Genomic DNA, 26,038 nt, shown 5'->3' with positions numbered 1-26,038 from the left:
AAGCCGCGCCCGTCAGCTCGCCGGAATGCGCGCCGCGCCTGGCCTCGGACGCGATACGGCAGTGGCGTGATCGGCCCTCAGCTAAAAGCGAAACGGCGTCAGGATTCGTGGCCGTACGCGTTCAGCGCACGACATGGATGTTCAGCCGCCGCGTCGCCGGGCCGGCCAGCAACGCCCCCGCGACGGCGGACGGAACGCCCCACAGCAGGACGCTCACGTAGACCATGGAGGCTCCGCCGCCGGCAGCGGGCGCCACGCAATCGGTGTAGTAGGCCAGCAGCAGCCAGGGCGCCAGGAACAGGCAGGCGCCGACCGCACGCAGGGGGTTCGGGAAGGCCAGGCAGACCACGGCCGGCACCAGTGGCGGCCCGACGAACAACGAATTGGCCGCCACGAAGGTCGCCAAGTCGTGCCCGTAGCAGCTGAAACTGTTGAAGGCCGCCAGGGCGACGACCGCCCCGATCGCCAGGAGGCCACATCCGAAAGCACGCGCGCGCGAGATCACCATGGTCGTTACCGCCTCAGTCAGGCCCGCGCCGCGAGGCGGCGCCAGTTGCCGTGGGAACCCATCATCGTCCGTTTCGGGCCTTCGAGCCGGCCTTTCGGACGCTTTTGCGCGCTTGGTCGCGCCTCACGCCCTCGCCTGCTGCACCTCGATGCCCTGCTGCCGGTAGACGCCGATATCGCCCGACGGGATGTGCCGCTCGGTGATCAGGACATCGACGCGGTGACAGGGCGCGACCACGAAGGGCTCGACCGCGCCCAGCTTGTCGGCGGTGGCCACCGCGACCACCTGGGAAGCGCCGCGCAGCATGGCCTGTTTCACCGCCACCTCGTTGAAGTGGGCGGTGGTCAGGCCGAGTTCGGGATGCAGGGCGCAGAGGCCGGTGAACAGCAGGTCGGCGTTGACCGACTCGAACAGGCGCACCGCTTCGTGGCCGGTGACGACCATCGCGGCGGTGTTGAGCTGCCCGCCGGCGAGGATGATCTCGACCTGGCTGTAGCGCGCCAGGGCCATGGCGATCATCGGCGAGTGGGTCACCGCGGTGATGGCGATCTCGGCCGGCAGCGAGAGGGCGATCTGCAGGGTGGTGGTGCCGGAGTCGAAGACCACGATCTGGCCGTCCTGCACCCGTTGCGCGGCGAGGCAGGCCAGGGCCTGCTTGGCCTCGCTGACCTCGATGGCGCGGGTGAAGAAGTCCTTGCCGGTGTCGGCCGAACGCGGCAGCGCGCCGCCGTGGACGCGATGCAGCAGCCCGGCGCCGGCGAGTTCGGCCAGGTCGCGGCGGATGGTGTCTTCGGAGACGCCGAAGCGCTGGCTGAGGTCGGCGGCCATGACCTTGCCGTCGCGCTCGAGCAGCAGGAGGATTTTCTGCCGACGCAGATGGGGGAGTTCCGGAGCGTCCTGAATTTGCATGTTTGTGCCCGCTTTTGCATGGTCTTGCCGATTCTAGGCGGCAAACGGCGGCGGCACAAACCGTTGCCCGCAACCCCGCGAAACGGGGCGCGGGCCGAGGCTCAGATGCGGAAGCTGCCGACCAGTTGCTGCAGGCGGGCGGCCTGCTGCTCGAGGTCGGAGCAGGCGCGCAGGGTCGCCTGGAGGTTCTCGACACCCTCCTGGTTGAGGGTATTGATCTCGGTGATGTCCACGTTGATCGACTCCACCACGGCGGTCTGCTCTTCGGTGGCGGTGGCCACCGACTGGTTCATGCCGTCGATCTCGCCGATGCGCTGGGTCACGCTGCCCAGCCGCTCGCCGGCCTGGTTGGCGATGCCGACGCTGGCTTCGCTCTCCTGCTGGCTGGAAGTCATGGTGACCACCGCCTGGCGGGCGCCGACCTGCAGCTCCTCGATCATCTTCTGCACCTGCTGCGCGGAATCCTGGGTGCGGTGGGCCAGGTTGCGCACCTCGTCGGCGACCACGGCGAAGCCGCGCCCGGCTTCCCCTGCGCGGGCCGCCTCGATCGCCGCGTTGAGCGCCAGGAGGTTGGTCTGCTGGGAAATGCCGGTGATGACCTCGAGGATCTGCCCGATGTTGACGGTGTTGGCGTTGAGCGTCTCGATGTTGCCGCACGAGTCGCTGATCTGGGCCGACAGCTGCTGCATGGCGCGGATGGTCCGGTCGACCACCTGCTGACCCTCCTCGGCGAGGCTGCGCGCGTCGCTCGAATGGTGGGAGGCGGTCGCGGCGTTCTGGGCGATTTCCTGGGCGGCGGCGCCCAGCTCGTTGATGGCGGCGGCGACGCTGTTGGTCCGCGTGGATTGCTCCTCGGAGTTGTGCAGCGATGCGTTGGACGCGCCGACCACGCGCAGTGCCACCTCGTTGACCTGGCTGGTGGCCGAGGCGACTTCGCGGATCGAGCCGTGGATACGCTCGACGAAGCGGTTGAACGACATGCCCAGGGCGCCGAACTCGTCGTTGCCGTGGATGACCAGCCGCTTGGTCAGGTCGCCCTCGCCTTCGGCGATGTCGTGCATCGCGCGGCCCATCAGCAGCAGCGGCTGCATCAGCACGCGGATCAGCATCCCCAGCAGGGCGATGATGATGATCACGGCGATCACCATGGCGATCAGCGCGGAGGTGCGGAACTCGCTGAGCATCGAAAAGGCGGTGTCCTTGTCCAGCACCAGGCCGACGTACCAGTCGGCCGACGGCACGCCGGTGACCCGGGTGAAGGAAATCAGCTGGGTCTTGCCGCCCAGTTCGAACTCCTGCAGGCCGTCGACGATGCGCGGCGTGGCGCCCGGATAGGCTTCGGCGAGCGTCTTGAGCTGCAGCGCGGCGTTGGGGTGCACCAGGATCTTGCCGTCGGCGCCGACGATGAACGCATGGCCGTGGCCACCGAAGTCCAGCGAGTTGATGGTGGCGCTGACGCTGCCCAGGTCGATGTCCGCGCCGGCCACGCCGATGAAGGCGCTGCGCTGGCGGACCGGGGTGGCGACGGTGATCACCAGCTTGCCGGAAGAGGCGGCGACGTAGGGCTCGGTGACGATGGTGTCCTGGGCGGCGCTGGCCGCCTTGTACCAGCCGCGCTGGCGCGGGTCGTAGTCCGGCGCGCGGTTGCCGGCCGGAATGGAGAACATCGCGCCGGTTTCGGCGCCGAAGTAGGTCAGCTGGAAGTTGTCGACGTAGGCCGGCAAGCCGACGCTGCGCTGCAGGCTCTGGGTGGAGCTGCCGTCGAGGGCGATCTGCTGGGCCAGCGATTCCACCAGCTGCATGCGGCTTTCCAGCCAGGTGCGGATGTTGCTGCTGGTGAGGCTGCCGATGTCCTGCATCGAGCTTTCGGTGTCGTCGAGCAGTGCCTGGCGTTGCCGGTAGTCGTTGAACAGGATGAAACAGGCGAATGCCGCCGCGACGACGAGCGCGGCGGCGAGCAGTATCTTGTGGCTGAATTTCAGAGTTGTCATGAGCGTCCACACAGCAAGAGAGGGCAAGGCGTCCAGCCAGGCTGGAACCCCCCTGTTTCGGCAGGGGGTAGCCGCACATGAGCCGACGAACGGAGGATCGGACGAATTGTCGCAGGGCGCCGTTTCTGGCCGGCGGCGTGGCGCCTCGGGACGCGACGGTCAGGGCTGCGCTACACCGCCTCCCAGGGCCTGGGTCAGGGCGACCTGTGCCTGCAAGCGGTTCAGGCGGGTTTCGGTCAGGCTGACCTGGGCCGTGCGGCGGGTGTCCTGGGCGCTGAGCCAGGATTGCAGGTCCACCGCGCCGGCCTCGTAGCGGATGCGGTAGATGCGCTCGGCTTCCAGCGCGGCCTCGAGGGCGCGCTCGCGCATGGCTTCCTGCTCGGCGTAGTGCCGCCGCGCGGCGAGGTTGTTTTCCACGTCCACCAGCGCCTGGTAGAGGCTCTGGCGGAAACCCACCACGGCCAGCTCGTAGTCGGTCCGGGAGACGGCGATGTCCAATTGCATCTGGTTCCATTGCAGGAACGGCAGCGTCAGCCCGGCGCCAAGCGCGGCCACCGGGTTACGCAGCACCTCGCCGAGACGGTCGCTGGCGTAGCCCAGGGTCCCGGTGAGGCTGAGGTCAGGGTAGTAGCTGGCGCGAATCGCATCGACCGATTTCAGGCTGCTGCGCAGGCGCAGCTCGGCGGCGCGCAGGTCCGGGCGGCGGCCGAGCAGGCTGGCCGGCAGATCGGCGTCGACCTCGGGCAGAACGGTCTGCGCCAGGGTCTGCGGCTCGGCGAAGGCGACCGGCGTGCTCCCGTCGAACAGCAGCGCCAGCGCGTTGCGCTGCTCGACCCGCTCCTGCAGCAGCGCCACGTGGCTCGCCTGCTGGCTTTCCAGGCTCTGCCGGGCTTCGGCCAGTTCCAGCGACGAGCCCTGGCCGGCGTCGAAACGTACCTGCACCAGCTGCAGGGTCTGGCGGGCATAGGCGATGCTCTGCTCGCTCGCGGCGATGCGCTCGTTGAGGTAGCCGATCTGCCAGTAGAGATTGGCCAGGGTGCCGACCAGCGTCAGCTCGGCGGCCTGGTAGTCCTCCTGCGTCGCCAGGGCTTCGAGGCGCGCGGCATCGGCGCTGCTGCCCAGGCGATTCCACAGGTCGATCTCCCAGCTCACCGAGCCGGTCAGCGAATAGCTGCGGGTGCTCGCGGTATCGCCGCGCACGTGGCGGCTGGTCTGGCCGCCCGCGCTGGCGCCGGCCTGCGGATAGCGCGCGTCGTCGGCGAGCCCGGCCAGCAGCTGGGCGCGGCGGACGTTGAGCAGTGCCGTGCCCAGGTCGTTGTTGCGCGCCAGCGCTTCGCTGACCAGGGCATCGAGGGCCGGGTCCTCGAAGGCGCTCCACCAGGCGTCCGGCAGCGTCGTGCCGCCGCTCGGGGCCTGTTGCCAGCTGGCCGGCAGCGTTACCGGGGGTTGTTGGTAGGAGGTGCTCATCGAACTGCAGGCAGTCAGCAGCAGGCAGCCGATGAGGGTCGAGAGGCTACGGATCATGCTGTTCATTCCCTGGACAGGGCCTCGACCGGATCGAGGCGGGCGGCGTTGCGTGCCGGCAGGTAACCGAAGATCAGCCCGATGGCCGTCGCGCAGGCGAACGCGGCGACGATCGAGCCGGTGGAGAAGATCAGGGTGAATTCGCTGGAGAGGCGCGCGAACACCGCGCCGAAGCCCAGCGCGGCGAGCACCCCGAGGCCGCCGCCGATGAGGCAGACCAGCACCGCCTCGATCATGAACTGGCGCATGATGTCGCTCTGCCGCGCGCCGACGGCCATGCGCACGCCGATCTCGCGGGTACGCTCGGTGACCGACACCAGCATGATGTTCATCACCCCGATGCCGCCGACCACCAGGGAAATCAGCGCGATCATGGAGATCAGCACGGTCATGGTCTGGGTGGTCTTCTGGATCGTCTGGCGGATGGTGTCGGTGTTCACCACGAAGAAATCCTCGGTGCCGTGGCGGCGGGTCAGCAGCCGCACGATGCCCTGCTCGGCGGCTTCGCTGGCGACGTCGTCGCGGATGCGCACGGTGATGCTGGCCAGGTACGACTGGCCGAGCAGGCGGTTCATCGCCGAGGTGTAGGGGACGTAGACGCGCAGCGAATCGTTGTTGCCGAAGCTGCTCTGGATGGGGTCGAGCACACCGATCACCCGGGCCGGCATGTTGCCCAGCATGATCACCTTGCCCAGCGCATCGCCGCTGCCGAAGACCTTCTTCCAGGTGTTGTCGTCGATCACCACGCTCTGCGCCGAGGCGCGCACGTCGGCCCGGTCGAAGCCCGCGCCCTGGCGGAAGCCATAGCCCTTGGCGCGGAAGAACTGCTCGCCGACGCCGTTGATCGACACGCTCAGCGCCTGGGAGCGGAAGCGCAGGGTGCTGCTGGTGGAGACCGTCGGCGTCACGCTGTCGACGAAGGCCTGGCCGGCCAGCGCCTCGGCGTCCGACGGCACCAGCGTCTGGATCTTCGCCGAGTTGCGGTCGCCGAAGCCCCTGCCGGGAAACACGTCGACGGTGTTGGTGCCGATGGCGCTGATGTTCTCCAGGATCTTCTGCTGCGAGCCCTGGCCGAGCGCGACCACCGAGACCACCGAGGCGATGCCGATGATGATCCCGAGCATAGTCAGGAAGGTGCGCAGCTTGTGCGCCAGCATCGCCAGCAGGGCCATGCGCAGGGCTTCGCCGAACGGGCCGACCCGCGCGCGGCGCAGCAGGCCGGGGTGCGGCTCCACCACGTCGGCCAGCGGCGCAACGGCTTCGACCTTGTCCTCCGCCAGCCGGCGATCGCCGATGATCCGCCCGTCGCTGATCTCGATCAGCCGGTCGGCGCTCTGCGCCACGCTCATGTCGTGGGTGACGATGATCACCGTGTGGCCCTGGCCATGCAGCTCGCGCAGCAGGGCCAGCATCTCCTGGCCGCTGCTGCGGTCCAGGGCGCCGGTGGGCTCGTCGGCGAGGATCACCTGGCCGCCGTTGATCAGGGCACGGGCGACGCTGACGCGCTGCTGCTGGCCGCCGGAAAGCTGGGCGGGCTTGTGGGTCAGCCGGTTACCCAGGCCGAGCCGCTCGAGCAGCTTCACGCTGCGCTCGCGGCGCGTGGCGCTGTCGATGCCGGCGTAGACCGCCGGAATCTCGGCGTTGCCCATGGCGTCGAGGTCGGCGAGCAGGTGATAGCGCTGGAAGATGAAGCCGAAGTGCTCGCGGCGCAGGCGCGCCAGTTCGTCGGCGTCGAGGCTCGCGGTCTCGCGGCCGTCGACGCTGTAGGTGCCGGCGCTGGGCCGATCGAGGCAGCCCAGGATGTTCATCAGGGTCGACTTGCCGGAACCGGACGCACCGACGATGGCGACCATCTCGCCACGCTCGATGACCAGGTCGACGTCTTCGAGCACCGTGAGGGTTTCGTCGCCGGCGGGAAATTCCCGCCGCAGCCCCTTGAGTTCGAGGAAGGCGCCCATGCTCAAAGCCTCATGCCCGGCGGGCCGCGACGGCCCGGGACGGGGCTCGCGCTGGCCTGGGAAGAGTCGCCGAGCACGATGCGCTCGTTCAGCGACAGGCCCTCGGTGACCTCGACGTTGAGGCTGTCTTCCAGCCCCGTGCGAATGCTGCGCTCGACGATGCGGCCATCGTCCTGCAGCACCTGCACGCTGTAGCTGCCGTCGCGGGCCGGGCGACCCAGGGCGGCGACCGGAATGGTCGGCACCCCGCGCGCCTGGGCCAGCACGATGTACACCTCGGCCGTCATGGAGATGCGCAGCCTGCCCTCCTCGTTGGGCACGTCGAACACGCCGTTGTAGTAGATCGCCGTGCTGCTGCTCGTGGCGCTGCTGGCGCTGTCCTCGGTGTTGATCGAGGTGGGCGCCGGCTCGACGCTGCGCAGCGTGGCACGGTAGCGCCTGTCCGGTTCGCCGAGGGTGGTGAAGTAGACCGGCTGGCCAGGCGCCACGCGCACCACGTCGGCTTCGGAGATTTCCGCCTTGACCGTCATCCGGTCGAGCTGGGCGAGCTTCACCAGGGTCGGCGCCGACTGCGCGGAGTTGACCGTCTGGCCCTCCTTGACCAGCACGCCGACGACGGTGCCGTCGATGGGCGCCACGATGCGGGTGTAACCGAGGTCGAGTTCGGCGGTGGAGACCTGGATCTGCGCCTGCTCGATCTGCGCGTCGAGGGCGGCGATTTCCGCCTTGCCGGTGGCCAGCGTGGCCTCGGCCGCCTCGAAGTCCTCGCGGGCACTGGCCTGCTGCTCGAGCATGCGCTTCTGCCGGTCGAAGGCCAGCTGCGCCTGCTTGAGCGCCGCCACCTTGGCCGCGCGCTGGGCCTTGACGTTGGCCAGCGCCGCCCGCGCGTTCTTCAGGGCGTTCTGCTGGGTCAGCGAGTCGATCTCGGCGATCAGGTCGCCCTTGTTCACCGTGTCGCCGATCGCGACCGCCAGGGTCTTGATCTGCCCGGAGACCTGGGCACCGACGCTCACCTGTTCGAAGGCTTCGAGGGTGCCGGTGGCGATCACGCTCTGCTCGATGTTGCGCGGCAGCACCTCGGCGGTGAGCAGGCGGCTCTGGGTCGGACCGGGGTAGAAGGTCGTGTAGGCGAAGTAGCCGCCGCCGGCGACGACGGCCAGGGCAACGGCGAACAACAGGCGGGTACGGGTAGAACGAGGCATGCGAAGGGCACTCCAGCCGGCATGACAGAGGTGCGGCCACTATAGGAAGCGCTTCGTTTGGTCGGGGTAAGCCCGAGGTAATGAATCGGTAAAGTCCCGCAGGGTTCGCGAGGCACCGGTCACAGCGCGCTGGTTTAGACTGCCCCGATCCCGCTTCAGGAGCCGTCATGAACAACGCCCAACCGGACATCAAGCTGCTGCGCATCTTCGTCGCGGTCGTGCGCCAGCAGGGGTTTGCCGCCGCGCAGCAGACGCTCAACCTGTCCACCTCGGCCATCAGCACCTACATGAGCCAGCTGGAGACGACGCTCGGTTTCAGCCTCTGCCACCGCGGCCGTGGCGGCTTCCGGCTGACCGCCAAGGGCGAGTCCTTCTACCAGGAAAGCCTGCGCCTGCTGGCCGAGCTGGAGAGCTTCGAACGCTACGCCGCCGCGCTCAAGGGCGAGCTCAGCGGCACGCTGTCGCTGGGCATCATCGACTCCACGGTGAGCGACCCGGCGCTGCCGCTGGCCGCCGTGCTCGGCGCCTACAGCGCGGAAAACCCCGGGGTGCACCTGCGCCTGTCGGTGATGGGGCCCCACGAGCTGCAGCTGGCGGTGCTGGAGAACCGGCTGGACGTGGCGATCGGCGCTTTCTATACGCGCATGAGCGGGCTGATCTACCAGCCGCTCTACCGCGAGCAGCACTGGCTCTACTGCAGCGACCGCCATCCGCTGTTCGGCGAACGGCGCATTCCCGCCGACCTGATCACCCAGCAGCGCATGGTCGGGCGCGGCTACTGGAGCCAGGCGGAGCTGGCGCGGCACGGCTTCAAGGACAGCGCGGCGACGGTGGAGAGCATGGAGGCGCAGCTGATCCTGGTGCTCTCCGGCGCCTATATCGGCTACCTGCCGGAGCATTACGCGCAGACCTGGGCCGACCAGGGTCGGCTCAAGGTGCTGCTGCCGGCCACCTTCGGCTACCAGGCGCCGTTCACCCTGCTCACCCGCCGCGGGCGCAGCCGCGAACCGCTGGTCAAGACCTTCCGCGACCTGCTGATGTCGCCCCCGGCGGGCGAAACGCCGGCGACGCCCGTTGCATCCGCCCCGGCGCTGGCATCCAATAGCGCCCCATGACCACAGCCGACACGCCTCCACGTACCCCTTCGGGCCGCAAGCCACGCGCCAGCAGCCAGGCGCGCATCGCACAGATCCTTGCCGCCGCCCGCGAACTGCTCGCCGACGCGGGCGTGGCCGGGCTGTCGATCTACAGCGTGGCCGAGCGCGCGACGATCCCGCCCTCCTCGGTCTACCACTTCTTCGCCAGCGTGCCGGCGCTGCTCGAAGCGCTCACCGCCGACGTTCACGCCGCCTTTCGCGCCAGCCTGCAGCAGCCGGTGGACCACGGCAGCCTGGACAGCTGGCACGACCTCTCGCGGCTGATCGAGCAGCGCATGCTGGCGATCTACCAGGGCGACGCCGCGGCCCGCCAGCTGATCCTCGCCCAGCACGGCCTGGCCGAGGTCACCCAGGCCGACCGCCAGCACGACATCGAACTCGCCGGGTTGATGCAGGTCCTCTTTGAACGGCACTTCGAGCTGCCCGCGCTGCCCCGCGACGTCGATGTGTTCGCCCTGGCCATGGAGCTGGGCGACCGTGTCTACGCCCGCTCGGTGCACCTGCACGGCAGCATCACGCCGCGCATGGCCGAGGAAGGCATGCGGGTCTTCGACGCCTACCTGGGCCTCTACCTGCCACCCTTCCTGCCCAAACGAACGCCTCCGGATTGACCGATATTTATCGGTCTTATAGTTTTCAAATGGCTTTCAATGCGACAGATAGCGCTTTCAATCCGGATAAGTATCGAATAAATTTCGCAGCGCCCACCCCGGGCCGCAACCGCCAGCATCCGCGAGGTTTTCCATGTCCCGTATCGTTACCGTTGCCGCCACCCAGATGGCCTGTTCCTGGGATCGCGAAGCGAACATCGCCAACGCCGAGAAGCTGGTCCGCGAGGCGGCCGCCAAGGGCGCGCAGATCATCCTGATCCAGGAACTGTTCGAGACCCCCTACTTCTGCCAGAAGCCGAACCCGGAATACCTGCAGCTGGCCACTCCGGTCGAGGAGAACCCGGCCATCCAGCACTTCCAGAAAGTCGCCGCCGAGCTGCAGGTGGTGCTGCCGGTGAGCTTCTTCGAGCTGTCGGGGCGCGCGCGCTTCAACTCCATCGCCATCATCGATGCCGACGGCAAGCTGCTCGGCGTCTACCGCAAGAGCCACATCCCGGACGGCCCCGGCTATCACGAGAAGTACTACTTCAACCCGGGCGACACCGGCTTCAAGGTCTGGAACACCCGTTACGCCAGGATCGGCGTGGCGATCTGCTGGGACCAGTGGTTCCCCGAGACCGCCCGCAGCATGGCGCTGATGGGGGCCGAACTCCTGTTCTACCCGACCGCCATCGGCAGCGAGCCGCATGATTCGACCATCACCTCGCGCGACCACTGGCAGCGCGTGCAGCAGGGCCATGCCGGCGCCAACCTGATGCCGTTGATCGCCAGCAACCGCATCGGCCGCGAGGAGCAGGACGGCTACGACATCACCTTCTACGGCTCGTCGTTCATCGCCGACCAGTTCGGCGCCAAGGTCGAGGAAATGGACGAGACCAGCGAAGGCGTTCTGGTGCATCGGTTCGACCTCGACCAGCTCGAGCACATCCGCAGCGCCTGGGGCGTGTTCCGCGACCGCCGGCCGAACCTGTACAGCCCGATCCGCACGCTGGATGGCTCGCTGCCCTCCAACTGAGCCGCAGCCAGTCGCAGGGTGGAAAACCGCGCAGCGTTTCCACCGCCAGGCCAAACAGTCGGTGGAAAAGACCCTCGCCGCCTTCCACCCCACACGGACATCGCCATGACCACCCTGACCACCACGCCGCGCACCGACGGTTACTTCATGCCCGCCGAATGGGCCCCGCACAGCCAGACCTGGATGGTCTGGCCGCAGCGCCCGGACAACTGGCGTGACAACGGCGCGCCGGCGCAGGACGCCTTCGCCGCGGTAGCCCGCGCCATCGCCCGCTTCGAACCGGTCACCGTCTGCGCCACCGCCGGGCAGTATCACGTCGCCCGCGCGGCGCTGGACGATGCACGCATCCGCGTGGTGGAAATGAGTACCGACGATGCCTGGGTGCGCGACACCGGCCCGACCTTCGTCATCGACGGCAAGGGCGGCCTGCGTGGCGTGGACTGGACCTTCAATGCGTGGGGCGGCCTCGACGGCGGGCTCTACGCCGACTGGCAGCGCGACGACGAGGTGGCGCAGAAGATCCTCGAGATCGAGCGCTGCGACCGCTACCGCACCGAGGGCTTCGTGCTCGAGGGCGGCTCGATCCACGTCGACGGCGAAGGCACCCTGATCACCACCGAGGAATGCCTGCTCAACCGCAACCGCAACCCGCACCTGTCCCGCGAGCAGATCGAAAACGTGCTGCGCGAGCACCTGGCGGTCGACAGCATCATCTGGCTGCCCCACGGCCTCTACAACGACGAGACCGACGGGCACGTCGACAACTTCTGCTGCTTCGTCCGCCCGGGCGAAGTGCTACTGGCCTGGACCGATGATCCGGCCGATCCCAACTTCGTACGCTGCCAGGCGGCCATGGCCGTGCTGGAGAAGGCACGGGACGCGCGGGGCCGGGCCATCACCGTACACAGGATGCCGATCCCCGGCCCGCTGCATGCCAGCGCCGAGGAATGCGCCGGCGTCGTGGCGCTCGACGGCAGCCAGCCACGCGACCCGTCGGTGCGCCTGGCCGGCAGCTACGTGAACTTCCTGATCGTCAACGGCGGCATCATCGCGCCGGCGTTCGGCGACCCGCTGGACGCCGAGGCCGAGCGCATCCTGGCCGAGGTGTTCCCCGAGCACCAGGTGGTGATGGTGCCGGGCCGGGAAATCCTGCTCGGCGGCGGCAACATCCACTGCATCACCCAGCAGCAGCCGTTGCCGCGCTGACGGCGCCTCAGCGCCAGGACGCGAACCAGCCCAGGCCGTCCTCGGTGAGGTCCCGCGGGTTGTACTCGCAGCCGATCCAGCCGTCGTAGCCGGCCTCGTCGAGCAGGGCGAACAGGTAGGGGTAGTTCACCTCGCCCAGGTCCGGCTCGTGGCGATCCGGCACCCCGGCGATCTGGATGTGTCCGATACCGGCCTGGAATCGCCTGAAGCAGGCGGCCAGGTCGCCCTCCATGATCTGCGCGTGGAACAGGTCCAGTTGCACCCGCAGGTTCGGCTCGCCCAGCTCGGCCAGAATCGCGTGGCCCTCGGCCTGGTAATTGATGAAATAGCCGGGCATCGAGCGGCTGTTGATCGGCTCGATCAACAGCGTCAGGTCGTGCTCGGCCAGCCGCCGCGCGGCATAGCGCAGATTCTCCAGATACACCTCGCGCATCCGCGGACGCTCGCGCTCGTCGCTCACCAGCCCCGCCATCGCGTGCAGCCTCGGGCAATCCAGCGCGCGGGCGTATTCGACGGCGCGGTCCACGCTCTCGCGAAACTCCGCCTCCCGCCCCGGCAGCGCCGCGATGCCCCGCTCGCCCGCGGCGAAATCACCCGGCGGCAGGTTGAACAGCACCTGGCTCAAGCCATGCTCGGCCAGCCGCCCGGCCAGCTCGGCCGGTGCGAAATCATAGGGAAACAGGTACTCCACACCCTTGAAGCCTGCGGCGGCGGCACGGCCGAAGCGCTCCAGGAAAGGGGCATCGTTGAACAGCATGCTGAGGTTGGCAGCGAATCGTGGCATGGGCAGTCACCATTGGGCGCCGAAGGTCTGGCGCAGTTCTTCGATCTGGTCATCATCGAGCGGGCGTACCGGCTGCTGGCGCAGCAACAGGTACAGCTTGGCGGTTTCTTCGAGTTCTTCGATGGCGTAGGTGGCCGCCTCCAGGGTCTTGCCCGAGACGACCGGCCCGTGATTGGCGAGCAGCACCGAACTGTGTTGCCCGACCAGCCCGCGAATCGCCTCGCCCAGCTGCGGATCGCCGGGGCGGTGATAGGGAATCAGCGGCAGCCTGCCGACACGCATGACGAAATAGGGCGTCAGCGGTGGCAGGCAGGACGTCGCGTCCAGGCAGTCCAGGCAGGACACCGCCGCCGAGTGGGTGCAGTGCAGGTGCACGATGGCGCCGGAGTCTTCACGCCCCTCATAGACGGCTCGGTGCAGGAAGGCCTCCTTGGAGGCCGGTTTGCCGGCCAGGTGGTTGCCTTGCCAGTCGAGCTTGGCGATATCGGCCGGGTCCAGCCGCCCGAGGCAGGCGTTGGTCGGCGTCAGCAGCCAGCCGTCGTCCAGGCGCGCGCTGATGTTGCCCGACGAGCCGGGACTGAGCCCGCGCAGGTAGAGCGAACGGCCGATTTCGACGATTTCCTCGCGCAATGCGCTTTCTTCGCTCATGCGAGCATCTCCCAGGCCTTGACCATGAAATCGGCGCTGCCAAAGTTGCCGGACTTGAGCGCCAGCGCCAGCGGCCGCCCGGACTGGCCGAGCGTCTGGGTCCAGGGCACGCCGGGATCGATGCTCGGCCCGATGCGCAAGCCCTCGATACCCAGCGCGCCAACCACCGCACCGGAGGTTTCACCGCCGGCCACCAGCAGCCGGCCCACGCCCTGCCGTTCGACCAGCTCGCGTGCAATCGTCGCCAGCGCCGCTTCGATGCGCTCGCCGACCTGCTGGGCGCCGAACTGCTGCTGCACGCGGCGGACGTCCTCGGGTGGGCTGCTGGCGTAGATCAGTATCGGCCCCTGCCGCTCGGCGGCCCAGGCCAGCGCCTCGGCGACCAGGGCATCGCCACGGGCCATCAGCTCGGCGGCCTCGAGGCGAAACGCGGGATACACGGCCGCAGCCTGCTCGATCTGGCCGAGGGTGGCCCGCGAACAGCTACCACTGAGAATTGCCTGGCGACCCCAGCCGGGCTCCAGCCGACTGGCTTCGCCGCCGGCCGTGAGCAGCCCCCTGGCCTGCCAGTCCTGGGCCATGCCCAGCGCCAGTCCGGAGCCCGCGGTGACCAGCGGCAGATCGGCGCAGGCGGCGCCGAGGACCGTCAGGTCTTCATTGTCGATGGCGTCGCTGATGGCGATGCCGACACCTTCGGCACGCAGCGCGGCGATTCGCCGGCGGGTCGCTTCGACGCCGCCACGCAGGGTGCGGTAGTCGATCAGGCCGACCCTGTGTGCGGTCTGCGGTTGCAGCACACGCAGCAGGTTGGCGTCACGCATGGGCGTGAGCGGATGGTCCTGCATGCCGCTTTCGTTGAGCGGCACGTCATTGGCGAACAGGTACCCGTTGAAGACGCTGCGGCGGTTTTCCGGAAACGCCGGGCAGGCCACGGTGAAATCGCTGCCCAGGGCCTGGAGCAACGCATCGGCGACCGGGCCGATGTTGCCTTCGGCGGTGGAGTCGAATGTCGAGCAATACTTGAAGTAGAACCGCCGGCACCCCTGCCGACGCAGCCAGTCGAGGGCCTGCAGCGACTGCGCGACCGCCTCGGCCGGCGGCAGGTTGCGCGACTTGAGCGCCACCACCAGGGCATCGGCCTCGCCCAGCGCCAGCGGCCGGCGCGGCACGCCGATGGTCTGCACGGTGCGGGCGCCGCCGCGCACCAGCATGCTGGCAAGGTCGGTCGCGCCGGTGAAATCGTCGGCGATACATCCGATCAGGGGCATGTCACATCTCCTCGTTGGCAGCGGCGGGCAGGCGCACGCCCGGAAAGATCTTCGCCACGGCGATGTCGTCCTCGCGGCCGAGCCCGGCAGCCGACGCCTGCTTGAACATCTGGTGCGCGCTGGCGGTGAGTGGCAGCGGGAAGACGGCGTCCTGTGCGCTGTCGAGCACCAGCCCCAGGTCCTTGACGAAGATGTCCACCGCCGAGCGCGGCTGGTAATCGCCGGCCAGCAGGTGCGGCACACGGTTTTCGAACATCCAGGAATTGCCGGCGCTGTGGCTGATCACCTCATACAGCGCCTGCGGGTCGCAGCCTTGGCGTATGCCGTAGGCCATGGCCTCTGCCGCGGCGGCGATGTGCACGCCGGCGAGCAACTGGTTGACCAGCTTGATCTGCGAGCCCTGGCCGGCTTCGTCACCCAGGCGGTAGACCTTGGCGGCAACCGCCCCGAGCGCCGTTTCGGCCCGTTCGAATGCGGCGGCAGGGCCCGAAGCCATGACCGTCAGCTCGCCGGCGGCGGCGCGCACCGCGCCCCCTGAGATCGGCGCATCGAGCATCAGCACCTGCCGTTCGGCCAGCCGCTCGGAAAGACGCCGGGCGGCGGTAGCGGAAATGGTCGCGCAGGCGATCACCACGGTGCCCGGGCGCAGGTGTATGGCGATGCCCTGCTCGCCGAAGAGCAACTGCTCGGTCTGCGCAGCGTTGACCACCACGATGAACAGCAGGTCGCTGGACGCCGCGCTGTCGGCCAGCGCGGTGACCGGTTGGCCGCCCTCCGCGACGAAGGCCCGGCACACCGCCTCGCGGAGGTCGTAGCCCCATACCGGCAGCCCGGCTCGCAACAGGGAACGCGCCATGCCCAGGCCCATGGAGCCGAGGCCGATCACGCCAACGCTGGAAGTCGCTGTCATCGGGTTAATCCTCTTGTGGTTGTTATAGGAAGATGTCGGCCTCGCTTCGCGCTTCACGCAGGCGGGCTTCGGCGTTGTGCAGGTGGGCAGAGGCCGCGCGTCGCGCCGCCTCGCTGTCACCGGCGGCGATCGCGTCGAGCAGTGCGTGATGTTCCCGATCGACCTGGTGCATGTAGCGGGTATTACGCGCCTCGTTGCGACGGGTCACGCTGATGGCCTGCTGCACCAGTTGGTGCAGGAAATCGATGGTTTCGAGGAAGTGCTGGTTACCCGTGGCCGCGACCACCGAGCGGTGGAAGGCGAGGTCCTCGCGCACCCCGTCCTCGCCGCGCTCGACCGCCTCGTCGAGTTCCGCCAAGGCATTGCGCATCGCCCGCAGCTGAGCGTTGCTGCGGCGCGCCGCAGCCAGCTCGGCGGCCTTGATCTCGAGGGCGCTGCGAAGCTCGAGAATTTCCACCACGGCCTCGAAGTTGCCCTGCGGCGGCGACAGACGCAGCGCCACCGAAGGGTTGGGAACGACAAAGGTGCCACTGCCCTGGCGCGAGGTGAGCATGCCCTCGCGCTTGAGCATCGAAATGGCCTCGCGCACCACCGTGCGGCTCACGCCGTACTGCTCGCACAGTGCCTGCTCGGTAGGCAGCCGAGTCCCGGCGGTCAACCGGCCTTCATGAACCGCCGTGCTCAGGCGCTTGGCCAGTCGTTCGGCCAGCTTGGGGGTGGCGTCGTTCAGCATATTCACTCGGGTCTCCCGGCAACCATCGCAGCTCCTTGCCGGTACGGAGGGCAAAGAAGAGCGGTGCGAACGGTTGCACCAACAGTAAATTCATCATACAACATGACAACTACCTGTCACCTGATTCGTCGATAACAAGAATGGGGCATGCCTATCCACGGCCCCGAATATTCTCCTGAAGCGGAGTGCGATGCATGAAGATCCTGGTAACCGGAGGTGCCGGCTTTCTCGGTGCCCGTCTGATCGAGGCGCTGCTGGCGCCCGCTGCGAACGACCTGCTGCCGGCGGGCAGCACCATCGTCTCGGTCGACCTGGCGCCCTGTCCGGTGAAGGACCCGCGCGTGGTGTCCTACACGGGCGATGTGTCCGATCCGGTCTTCATCGCCTCGCTGGTCGATTCGGATACAGCCCTGGTCTATCACCTGGCTGCGGTCGTCAGCGGCCAGGCCGAGGCCGATTTCGATCTCGGCATGCGGGTCAACTTCGATGCGACCCGCATCCTGCTGGAGGCCTGCCGTCAGCAGGCGCAAGCGCCACGCTTCGTCTTCGCCAGCTCCCTGGCGGTATTCGGCGGGCCGATGCCCGAGCGAGTGCCCGAATCGCTCGCGCCGCTACCGCAATCCTCCTACGGTGCGCAGAAGGCGATGGCCGAACTGCTGATCAGCGATTATTCGCGCAAGGGCTTCGTCGACGGTCGCGTGTGCCGCCTGCCGACCATTTCCGTGCGTCCGGGCAAGCCCAACGCCGCGGCCTCGTCGTTCGCCAGCGGGATTCTGCGCGAGCCGCTGGCAGGCGAGGCGAGCAACTGCCCGGTGCCGCTCGATACCCGCCTGTGGCTGTCGTCCCCGCAGACCGTTATCGACAACCTCGTGCACGCCGCGCGTCTGGATGGCAAGACGCTAGGCCTGCGCCGCACCCTCAATCTTCCCGGTATCAGCGTGCGGGTCAGCGAGATGCTCGACAGCCTCGCCCGCGTCGGTGGCGACGCGGCGCGTGCGCGGGTCAGCTTCGAGCCGGACGAGCGCGTACAACGCATCGTCTGCAGCTGGCCCGGAGATTTCGACATCGAGCGCCCGCTGCAGCTGGGCTTTGCTGTCGATGCGGACTTCGACAGCGTGGTGAGGGCTCACCAGCGCGACATGAATCGCTAACCAAACGGCGCCAACCTGGCGCCGTTGCTCCATCCAATAACAACAAGAGGGATTACCCATGGACGCAACTTCCATCGCCGGTCCGCAGTTGATGGTCGGCCTGGTCCTGGCCATCATCGTACTGATCGTGCTGGTCCTGAAGACTCGCATACATGCGCTGCTGGCGCTGATCATCGCCGCGTCCATCGCCGGCCTGGTCGGCGGCATGGCACCCGACGCGCTGGTCAAATCCATTACCACCGGCTTTGGCGCCACGCTGTCGACCATCGGCCTGGTCATCGGCTTCGGCGTGATGATGGGCCGCCTCCTGGAGGTCTCCGGCGCGGCCGAGCGCATGGCCTACAGCTTCGTCCGCTGGCTGGGCAGCAAGCGCGAGGAGTGGGCGATGATGGTCACCGGCTACATTGTCTCGGTGCCGATCTTCTGCGATTCGGCCTTCGTCATCCTCAATCCGCTGGTGCGCGCCCTGTCGCGCAATACCGGCAAATCCATGCTCACCCTGGGCATCGCGCTGGCGGGTGGCCTGATGCTGACCCACCATGCGGTGCCGCCGACCCCGGGCCCGCTGGGCATCGCCGGAATCTTCAACATCGACGTCGGACTGATGATCTTCTGGGGCGTGGTGTTCACCATTCCCGGAATGTTCGTGCTGGTGGCTTACGCACGCATCATGGGGCCGCGCATCGAGGCGATGATCACCCAGAGCGGGCAACCGCCAATCGAGCCGGCCGCCGCCTACCGCGAAGTGCTCGAACGCGCCGACGCCCGCGAAGCCCAGCTGCCGCCGCTGTGGCTTTCGATGCTGCCGATCCTGCTGCCCATCCTGCTGATCTTCGCCAACACCCTGGTGGTCACCCTCTCCAAGCTCAACGGCGACAGCACCCTGGCCCAGAGCCTCTTCGGCCAGACCGTCGCGTTCATCGGGAACCCCGTGATCGCCGTCGGTCTCGGCGTGATTGCGGCGCTCTATGGTCTGGTGCCGCGTCGCCCGCGCGATGAAGTCATCGCGGAGATGGAGAAAGGCGTGGAAAGCGCCGGGATCATCCTGCTGGTGACCGGCGCCGGCGGAGCGCTCGGCGCGGTGCTGCGCGACAGCGGCGCGGGTCAATACATGGGGGAGTGGGTAGCCACCCTTCCGTTGCCAGCCGTGCTGATTCCCTTCGTGATCGCCTCGCTGGTGCGCCTGATCCAGGGTAGCGGTACTGTCGCGATGATCACCGGGGCGTCCATCGCAGCACCGATCCTGGCGTCGATCCCCGACGTCAACATGGTCTTCGCCGCCCAGGCCGCGGCCATCGGTTCGATGGTCTTCAGCTATTTCAACGACAGCTACTTCTGGGTGGTCAACCGGATGCTCGGGGTGAAGAACGCCAAGCAACAGTTGCTGACCTGGTCGGTTCCTTCAACCCTCGGCTGGCTCAGCGCGCTGATCACGCTCCTGTTGTTCAACGCCGTCCTGGGCTGACCGCCGCCAGCCGCCTCAGGTCAGGACGATCTGGTTCTTGCCCTGGCGCTTGGCCTGGTACATGCCGGCGTCGGCGCGGGCGAAGAGGCTGTTGAGCAGCAGGTCGTTGGCGTTGAGCGAGGTCAGGCCCAGGCTCACGGTGACACGGAACAGGCGTCCTTCGGAGACGAAGCCCAGGCGCCGGATCTCGCGCTGCAGGCGCAGCGCGATCTGCTCGGCCAGGTCCGGTGCGCAGCCGGGCAGCACCGCGGCGAATTCCTCGCCGCCAATCCGCCCGAACAGGTCGCCCCGGCGCAGCGTAGAGGCGCCGCACTGGGCGACCTTCTGCAGCACCTGGTCGCCCATCGGGTGGCCGTAGGTGTCGTTGATGCGCTTGAAGTCATCGATGTCCAGCAACAGAAACGCAAGCGGCGTGGCGTACTGGCGGGCATGCTCGAATTCACGCTGGGCGCATTCGAAGAAGTGCCGGCGGTTGCTGCTCTGGGTGAGCACATCGGTGGTGGCCAGGCGTTGCAGCTCGCCCTCCAGCTGCTTCTTGTCGGTGATGTCCTCGGCGATGCCCACCACCAGCGGGCCCTTGCCGTTCTCGCTGTCACGGGCGATGAAGCACTTGTCGCTGAGCCAGCGCAGCTGACCATCGCTGCGGATGATGCGGTATTCGCGCTCTTCCACCGCGCCCGAGTCGAGCACGTCGAGCAGGGTGCTCTGGGCGTAGTCCAGGTCGTCGGGGTAGATGCTGTTGCGCCACTCGCCGTAATCGGCCAGCAACAGCGCGGCCGAACGGCCGAACACCCGCTCGTAGGCGGGGCTGACGTAGATCATCCGCTGGGCTTTCCAGTCGAACGCCCACAACACGGCATTGAGGCTGCCGAGCAGTGAGCTGAACATCTGTTCGCGCTCGCTGAGCCGCGCGACCTCCGCGCGCGCATGCATCAGCGCGAGCAATGTTTCCGCCTCGGTTCCCGGCGACTCCTTCCCCGTAACGCCTTGCTCTCCCAGCTTCATGACCGCGTACCCAAAGGCCGGCTCCAGGACACCTGCAGCCGCGTGCGGGGGGCCACCCCGTGACAAGATGCATGTCAGATAGCGCGCCTTTGAGCAAGTTCCCTAGCGGGGGACGGCCACCCGGGCCGCCCCCGAAAGGCTCATGCCAGAGCGGTTGCAGGACGTAGCGAGTAGGTCTTGAGCTGCTCGGCGAACTCGCGCAGGGACTGGATGCCGCTGGCTTCCGCCTCGTGGATCCACTGTTTGATCGCGGCCAGCATGTCGTGGCCGTTGGCGCTGGTCTTGGACCAGATCTGCTGCAGCGCCAGGCGTTTTTCGTAGATCACCCGCAGCGAGTGGCTCTGCTCGAGCATGACCGCGATGCGTGCGTGGTGGTGATCTTCCAGCAGGCTCGGCTCACGCGACAGCAGCCGCTTGGCACGGCGGAAATGGTGACGCACCGAGGCGTCGGCACGGGCCAGCTCCAGGCGCACCAGCGGCGCGATCACCAGCTTGCGGTACTGGGCCATGATCTGGAAGCGGTTGTTGAGGATGGCCATGGCGGTGTCCATGTCCAGCTGGCCCTTGCCCTCGACGCGGTGGGCGATGGGCGCGACGCGGTTGACCTTGGCCAGCCTCAGCAGGCTGAACAGGCGAATCCAGGCCCAGCCCATGTCGAACTCCCACTTGCGCACCGAAAGCTTGGCCGAGTTCGGGTAGGTGTGGTGGTTGTTGTGCAGCTCTTCGCCGCCGATGATGATGCCCCAGGGCACCAGGTTGGTCGCCGCGTCGCGGCATTCGAAATTGCGGTAGCCCACCGCATGGCCCAGGCCGTTGACCACGCCGGCCGCCCAGAACGGAATCCAGATCATCTGCACCGCCCAGACGGTCAGGCCGATGACACCGAACAGCGCCAGGTCCAGCGCCAGCATCAGCACGATGCCGAGGTTCGGAAAGCGGCTGTAGAGGTTGCGCTCGATCCAGTCATCCGGGCAGTTCTTGCCGTAGATGCGCAGCGTTTCCTCGTTCTTGGCCTCTTCCATGTAGAGCTCGGCGCCGCGCCGCAACACGGTTCCCAGGCCCTTCTGCACCGGGCTGTGGGGGTCTTCGGCGGTTTCGCACTTGGCGTGGTGCTTGCGGTGGATGGCGGTCCACTCGCGGGTATTCATGGCCGTGGTCAGCCACAGCCAGAAACGGAAGAAATGCTTGAGCGCAGGGTGCAGCTCCAGGGAGCGGTGCGCGGAATAGCGGTGCAGGTACACCGTCACCGCGACGATGGTCACGTGCGTCACAGCCAGCGTGACGGCCACGAGCTGCCAGACCGACAGGTTGAGAAGACCGTTGTACCACATAGCGTATCTGTTGCCTCGGAGTCGGGAAGTGGGCAGGCTCGGGCGACCTGCACTGCATTATCGGCCCGAGGCTCAATAACACCAGCCCCCCTGCCGATAGAAAATAACCGATCGTCGCTCTGCCTGATGACGCACCGGCTTCCAGAGGAACCGTCGCCATGTCCGATTGTCTTCGCACCCCGCGAACCATGCGTCCTCTCGGCCTGCTCGCTCGATCGGCAAGGATTTCGTCGCCCCCGTGGCGACCCTCGACGGAACATCGACCGGATGTTTCAGGCCAGACCCGCGGCGAGACGCTAAGCTTGCTTGGGCGGTGTGCGAGAAAGACCAGCCGACCGGCGCCGCGCGCTTGCCAGCCAAGGGTGCCGGCCATCACTCTTGCACGCTACCGTAGCGATGCCTCGCCCGCGCGGCCACCGGCCGGCCCCCTGCGAAGGCTCTCGTTGCGCAATCTCAAGCGGCGCTCGTTCGAAAAGCCTGTATGACAACAACAAGAATCGGCACACACCTGGCTCCCGTAACGCCCCTGGTCATCGGCACACTCCTGCTCAGCCTGTTCTTCGCCTTCCTGGCCTACGACGGCTACCGGGTGCGCGACGGGCTGTGGCAACAGCAGATGGAGCGCCAGGGGCGCTTTCAGACCCAGGCATTGCAGAACGCGCAGCAAGGCCTGCTCAAGCAGGCCGAATCGCTCGCCGGCACCCTGGCACGCGACACCGAGATGCTCGAGGTGGTGCGCCAGATCGACGCCCAGCTGCGCAGCGGCGCCGCCCTCGACGCTCCCGCCGTGCAGGCCCTGCGCCAACGCCTGCACGCCATACTCGCGCCGTCCTGGCAGGCCATGGCGCAACACCAGGTGCGGCAACTGGAGCTCTACTGGGGCGAGGCCGGCAAATCCCTGCTGCGGTTGCACGATCCGCAGGCCCATGGCGACGACGTGGCCCAGCACCGCGAACTGCTGCGCAACGTGCTGGAGCAGGGTCGCCCCGCCTCCGGCCTGGACATCGCCCGCAACGGCGCCGGCAACCGCGCGATCGTCCCCCTGCGGGCCAGCGACGACCCGGCCAGCCCGGTGATCGGCGCCCTGGAAGTCGGCCTGGACATCCTTCCGGACCTGGCCGTGCTGCAGAAGCAGATCGACGCCGGCCTGGCGCTGATCACCGATCGCCAGCAGCTCGAACAGAGCCTCTGGCAGCAGCCGCACGGCCAGCCCCTCGGCGACAGCGGCGACTGGCTGCTCGACGGCCGCTCGGCCGAGCACCTGCTCGACTGGGTCGAGCGGAAACTGCTGGCCGCGCCGGAAGACGGGCTTGCGGCCCGTCAGCTGGAATCCGGCGGGCGGCATTTCCTGCTCAGCCAGCTTCCGCTGCACGACGTCCACAGCGAACGGGACCCGGCCCGCGAGCCCCTGGCCAGGGCGATGGTCTGGCATGACGTCACCGAGCAGCGCGAGGAGCACGAGGCGGGCAACCAGCGGCTGTTTCGCAAGTGGTCCAGCGCCTGGCTGCTCGCCGAGCTGTTGCTGCTGGCCCTGCTCCTGCTGCATCGCTGGCGGCTGAACGCCCAGCGCGAACACCTGCTCACCCGCGAACAGCAGCAGCGCGAGCGGGCCGAACTGCTCGAGCGCACCCAGAAGATCACCAGCCTGCTGCCCGGCATGGTCTACCAGATGATCCGCACGCCCGAGGGCGCCTACAGCTTCCCCTACGTCAGCGAGGGCTGCCGGGATCTCTATGGCGTGAGCGCCGAGGCGCTGATGCAGGATCCGTCGCTGGCCTTCTCCACCATCCACCCGGACGACCACGACGACGCGCACAGGACCATTCGCAAATGGTCGAACGAACTGCGCTCGGGCAGCTTCGAGTACCGCATCCTCCATCCGCAGAAGGGCCTGACCTGGATCGGCGGCTACACCACCGCCGAAGCGCGCGACGACGGTTCGGTGCTCTGGCACGGCTTCATGGCCGACATCACCGAGCGCAAGGCGATCGACCAGCGCATCAAGGTCGAGCGCGAGCGCATGACCGGCGTCCTGGAGGCGACCCAGGCCGGGACCTGGGAATGGAACGTGCAGACCGGCGCGCTGACGATCAACCCGCGCTGGGCCGAAATCATCGGCCACACCCTGGACAGCCTGGGGCCGGTCGACATCGGCCTCTGGGCACGCCTGGTCCACCCGGACGACGAATTCTCCGCGGCCGAAGCCCTGGCCTGGCATTTCCACGGCGAACAGGCGCTGTTCGAGCATGATTACCGGCTGCGTCACCGCGACGGCCACTGGGTCTGGGTGCGCGTACGCGGCCAGGTCCTGAGCCGCAACGCCGAGGGCGAGCCGCTGATGATGTACGGCACGCTCAAGGACGTCAGCCGCGAGCACGAGCAGGAAGAGGCCATCCGTCGCGCCCGCGCCTTCCTCGAGGCGGTGATCGACTCCTCGTCGGAAGTGGCGATCATCGCCACCGACCCGCAGGGCACCCTCACCCTGTTCAACGCCGGCGCGGAGCTGCTGCTGGGCTACAAGGCCGGCGACGTGGTCGGCACGCTCAATGCCGCGGCGCTGCTGCCCGAGGCGCAGCTGGCCGAGCGCGCGCGAGCCCTCAGCGCCGCCCTGGGCCGCCCCATCGAAGGCTTCGAGACGCTCTCGGCGATCGCCCGTACCGGCACCCCGGAAACCCGCCACTGGCGCTTCCTGCACCCCGACGGCCGGGTTCGCCAGCTCAACCTGACCATCAGCACCATCACCGATGCCCTGGGGCAGCTCACCGGCTTTCTGGGCTTCGCCAGCGACGTCACCGAGCTGATGGAAACCACCCGCGCGCTGCAGAAGAGCGAAAGCCGCTTCCGCGGCATGGTCAGCAACCTGCCCGGGGTGGTCTACAACAGCCGCAACGACGACAGCCAGACGATGAGCTACCTGAGCGAGGGCATCGAGCGGCTGACCGGCTACCGGGTCGAGGAGCTGATCGACAGCCGCGTGCGCAGCTTCGCCAGCCTGGTCCACCCCGAGGACCTCCCGGCGTTCAACGCCGCCCGGCAACGGCAGAACGAGGACGTCTTCGAGCGCACCTACCGCCTGATCAATACCGACCAGCAGGTGGTCTGGGTGCGCGAGAAGGGCCGCGCGCAGCGCAATCGCCGCGGCGAGATCGTCGGCTACGACGGCTTCATCTGGGACATCACCCAACGGGTGCAGGCCGAAAGCGCCTTGCGCCTGAGCCAGGAGCGCTTCGCCGCGCTCTACCGCCTGGCGCCGGTGGGCATCGTGCTGAGCCGGCTCTCCGACGCCAGGATGCTGGAGTGGAACCCGCAGCTGTGCCGGATGAGCGGCTACGACGATAGGGCCCTGGCCGACCTCGGCTTCCTGAGCCTGATGCCCACCCTGGCCGGCGACTCCCAGGCTCTGGACCTGCTCACCCGCGACGGCTTCCACGGCCCCTACGAAACGCTGCTGCGCCACGCCGACGGAACCCAGGTGCCGGTGCTGCTCAACGGCGCGCTGATGACCGGCGACGACGGCCAGCCGCTGGTCTGGTCGATCATCCAGGACATCACCGAGCGCGCCCAGGCCGAGCACGAGGTGCAGGAGCGCGAGCGCTACCTGCGCCTGCTGATCGCCAACGTCATCGACGCGATCATCATCACCGACGACAGCGGCACCATCGAGACCTTCAACCACGCGGCCGAGCGCACCTTCGGCTATCTGGAGCACGAAGTCCTCGGCCGCCCGCTGTCCCTGCTGCTGCCCGAAGCGGCCATCCTGTGCGACGGCGGCCAGCCGGCCGGGGAGATGGCCGCGCGCCAAGCGCTCGATCACGAACTGACCGCGATCCGCCGCGATGGCGAGCCGTTCACCGTGGAACTTCGGGTATCGCAGGTCAGCCATGACGGGGCGGGCAAGTTCATCGGCCTGGTGCGCGACATCACCGAGCGCAAGCGCATCGAACGGATGAAGAGCGAATTCGTCTCCATCGTCAGCCACGAGCTGCGCACGCCGCTGACTTCCATCAGCGGCGCGCTGGGGCTGATCACCGGCGGCGCGCTCGGCGAGCTGTCGGGCCCGATGCGCCAGATGCTCGGCATCGCCCATCAGAACAGCCTGCGCCTGGGCCGCCTGATCGACGATCTGCTGGACATGGACAAGCTGGTCGCCGGCAAGATGGTGTTCAACCTGCGGCCGCTGCCGCTGGCCCCGCTGCTCGAAGAGGCGCTGCGCAGCCACCAGCCCTACGCCGAGCAGCACCAGGTGCGCTTCGTCCTCGAACCGGTGGGCGACTGGCAGGTGATGGTCGACGAGACCCGGCTGGAGCAGGTGCTGGCCAACTTCCTGTCCAACGCGGCCAAGTTCTCGCCGCCCGGCGAGGTGGTGGTCGTCGCGGTCCGCGCCCAGGGCAGCGGGGTGCGGGTCAGCGTGACCGACCGCGGCCCCGGCATCGACCCGGAATTCGAGACCCGCATCTTCCAGAAATTTTCCCAGGCCGACTCCTCCGACACCCGCCAGAAGGGCGGCACCGGCCTGGGGTTGGCGATCAGCAAGGAGCTGGTGGAACGCATGCACGGACGGATCGGCTTCGACAGCAGACCAGGCCAGGGCGCATCCTTCTGGTTCGAGCTGCCGCTGGCCGACGAGGTCGCGGAGACCTCCCGGTGATGGCGGCTGCTTTC

General features: G+C 68.0%; 20 protein-coding genes. 7 read left to right on the top strand and 13 right to left on the bottom strand.

What is annotated here, in order from left to right; genetic code table 11:
• Positions 1-121: 121 nt before the first annotated feature.
• From DN824_RS01445 to DN824_RS01420, 6 genes are all read right to left on the bottom strand, one after another.
• Positions 122-508 (bottom strand): Na+:solute symporter, encoded by a 387-nt coding sequence (locus DN824_RS01445; protein WP_138406614.1) that lies wholly within the window; start codon positions 506-508, stop codon positions 122-124.
• A 123-nt stretch (positions 509-631) separates the two neighbouring features.
• On the bottom strand, positions 632-1,417 hold the full coding sequence (locus tag DN824_RS01440) for a DeoR/GlpR family DNA-binding transcription regulator (RefSeq protein WP_138406613.1): 786 nt from the start codon (positions 1,415-1,417) through the stop codon (positions 632-634).
• A 101-nt stretch (positions 1,418-1,518) separates the two neighbouring features.
• Positions 1,519-3,408 carry a methyl-accepting chemotaxis protein gene (locus tag DN824_RS01435; protein ID WP_206666153.1) on the bottom strand — a complete coding sequence of 630 codons (1,890 nt, stop codon included), beginning with the start codon at positions 3,406-3,408 and terminating at the stop codon, positions 1,519-1,521.
• Positions 3,409-3,567: 159 nt separating this feature from the next.
• Positions 3,568-4,932 (bottom strand): efflux transporter outer membrane subunit, encoded by a 1,365-nt coding sequence (locus DN824_RS01430; RefSeq protein WP_138406612.1) that lies wholly within the window; start codon positions 4,930-4,932, stop codon positions 3,568-3,570.
• A gap of 5 nt (positions 4,933-4,937) precedes the next feature.
• Complete coding sequence (locus DN824_RS01425) at positions 4,938-6,890, bottom strand: MacB family efflux pump subunit (RefSeq protein ID WP_138406611.1); 1,953 nt, start codon at positions 6,888-6,890, stop codon at positions 4,938-4,940.
• Positions 6,891-6,892: 2 nt separating this feature from the next.
• A complete protein-coding gene (locus DN824_RS01420; protein ID WP_138406610.1) occupies positions 6,893-8,092 on the bottom strand; it encodes an efflux RND transporter periplasmic adaptor subunit in 1,200 nt (399 codons plus the stop codon).
• Between the two features lie 167 nt (positions 8,093-8,259).
• On the opposite strand from DN824_RS01420, the gene DN824_RS01415 reads away from it, so the two are divergent.
• The 4 genes from DN824_RS01415 (at position 8,260) to aguA (ending at position 12,081) form a co-directional block, all read left to right on the top strand.
• Positions 8,260-9,207 (top strand): LysR family transcriptional regulator, encoded by a 948-nt coding sequence (locus tag DN824_RS01415; RefSeq protein ID WP_138406609.1) that lies wholly within the window; start codon positions 8,260-8,262, stop codon positions 9,205-9,207.
• Positions 9,204-9,860: a TetR/AcrR family transcriptional regulator gene (locus DN824_RS01410; RefSeq protein ID WP_138406608.1), complete on the top strand. Its 657-nt coding sequence runs from the start codon at positions 9,204-9,206 to the stop codon at positions 9,858-9,860. Before DN824_RS01415 ends, DN824_RS01410 begins: the two co-directional genes overlap by 4 nt.
• Before the next feature lie 133 nt (positions 9,861-9,993).
• Positions 9,994-10,875, top strand: coding sequence for an N-carbamoylputrescine amidase (gene aguB, locus DN824_RS01405; protein ID WP_138406607.1), 882 nt, complete (start codon positions 9,994-9,996; stop codon positions 10,873-10,875).
• Positions 10,876-10,980: 105 nt separating this feature from the next.
• Positions 10,981-12,081, top strand: a complete 1,101-nt coding sequence (gene aguA / locus DN824_RS01400) for an agmatine deiminase (RefSeq protein ID WP_138406606.1) — start codon at positions 10,981-10,983, stop codon at positions 12,079-12,081.
• A 7-nt stretch (positions 12,082-12,088) separates the two neighbouring features.
• Here aguA and otnI read toward each other — a convergent pair whose 3' ends face one another.
• Genes otnI through DN824_RS01375 form a run of 5 tightly spaced genes read right to left on the bottom strand, consistent with a single transcriptional unit; the run spans position 12,089 to position 16,424 of the window.
• Complete coding sequence (gene otnI, locus DN824_RS01395) at positions 12,089-12,865, bottom strand: 2-oxo-tetronate isomerase (RefSeq protein WP_138406605.1); 777 nt, start codon at positions 12,863-12,865, stop codon at positions 12,089-12,091.
• A 6-nt stretch (positions 12,866-12,871) separates the two neighbouring features.
• Positions 12,872-13,513: a 3-oxo-tetronate 4-phosphate decarboxylase gene (gene otnC / locus DN824_RS01390; protein ID WP_138406604.1), complete on the bottom strand. Its 642-nt coding sequence runs from the start codon at positions 13,511-13,513 to the stop codon at positions 12,872-12,874.
• Positions 13,510-14,781 carry a 3-oxo-tetronate kinase gene (gene otnK / locus DN824_RS01385; protein ID WP_138406603.1) on the bottom strand — a complete coding sequence of 424 codons (1,272 nt, stop codon included), beginning with the start codon at positions 14,779-14,781 and terminating at the stop codon, positions 13,510-13,512. The genes otnC and otnK overlap by 4 nt, the downstream gene beginning before the upstream one ends.
• Before the next feature lies 1 nt (position 14,782).
• On the bottom strand, positions 14,783-15,691 hold the full coding sequence (gene ltnD / locus DN824_RS01380) for an L-threonate dehydrogenase (RefSeq protein ID WP_138406602.1): 909 nt from the start codon (positions 15,689-15,691) through the stop codon (positions 14,783-14,785).
• 22 nt (positions 15,692-15,713) lie between these two features.
• The gene (locus DN824_RS01375) at positions 15,714-16,424 is read right to left on the bottom strand and encodes a FadR/GntR family transcriptional regulator (RefSeq protein WP_138406756.1); all 711 of its coding nucleotides are present in this window, start codon (positions 16,422-16,424) and stop codon (positions 15,714-15,716) included.
• 194 nt (positions 16,425-16,618) lie between these two features.
• Here DN824_RS01375 and denD point away from each other — a divergent pair, with 194 nt between their 5' ends.
• Complete coding sequence (gene denD, locus DN824_RS01370; RefSeq protein ID WP_138406601.1) at positions 16,619-17,575, top strand: D-erythronate dehydrogenase; 957 nt, start codon at positions 16,619-16,621, stop codon at positions 17,573-17,575.
• 58 nt (positions 17,576-17,633) lie between these two features.
• Complete coding sequence (locus tag DN824_RS01365) at positions 17,634-19,040, top strand: GntP family permease (protein ID WP_138406600.1); 1,407 nt, start codon at positions 17,634-17,636, stop codon at positions 19,038-19,040.
• Positions 19,041-19,055: 15 nt separating this feature from the next.
• Here DN824_RS01365 and DN824_RS01360 read toward each other — a convergent pair whose 3' ends face one another.
• Together DN824_RS01360 and desA are read right to left on the bottom strand one after the other, a co-directional pair.
• Positions 19,056-20,045 (bottom strand): GGDEF domain-containing protein, encoded by a 990-nt coding sequence (locus DN824_RS01360; protein ID WP_138406599.1) that lies wholly within the window; start codon positions 20,043-20,045, stop codon positions 19,056-19,058.
• Positions 20,046-20,185: 140 nt separating this feature from the next.
• Positions 20,186-21,376 (bottom strand): delta-9 fatty acid desaturase DesA, encoded by a 1,191-nt coding sequence (gene desA, locus DN824_RS01355; RefSeq protein ID WP_138406598.1) that lies wholly within the window; start codon positions 21,374-21,376, stop codon positions 20,186-20,188.
• Positions 21,377-21,857: 481 nt separating this feature from the next.
• Between desA and DN824_RS01350 the strand changes: the two genes are divergently transcribed.
• Positions 21,858-26,024, top strand: coding sequence for a PAS domain S-box protein (locus DN824_RS01350; RefSeq protein WP_138406597.1), 4,167 nt, complete (start codon positions 21,858-21,860; stop codon positions 26,022-26,024).
• Positions 26,025-26,038: the final 14 nt, after the last annotated feature.

This window comes from Stutzerimonas nosocomialis (assembly GCF_005876855.1).
In the GTDB taxonomy this organism is placed as follows: Bacteria; Pseudomonadota; Gammaproteobacteria; order Pseudomonadales; family Pseudomonadaceae; genus Stutzerimonas; species Stutzerimonas nosocomialis.
This window is presented reverse-complemented; position numbering and strand designations above follow the sequence as displayed.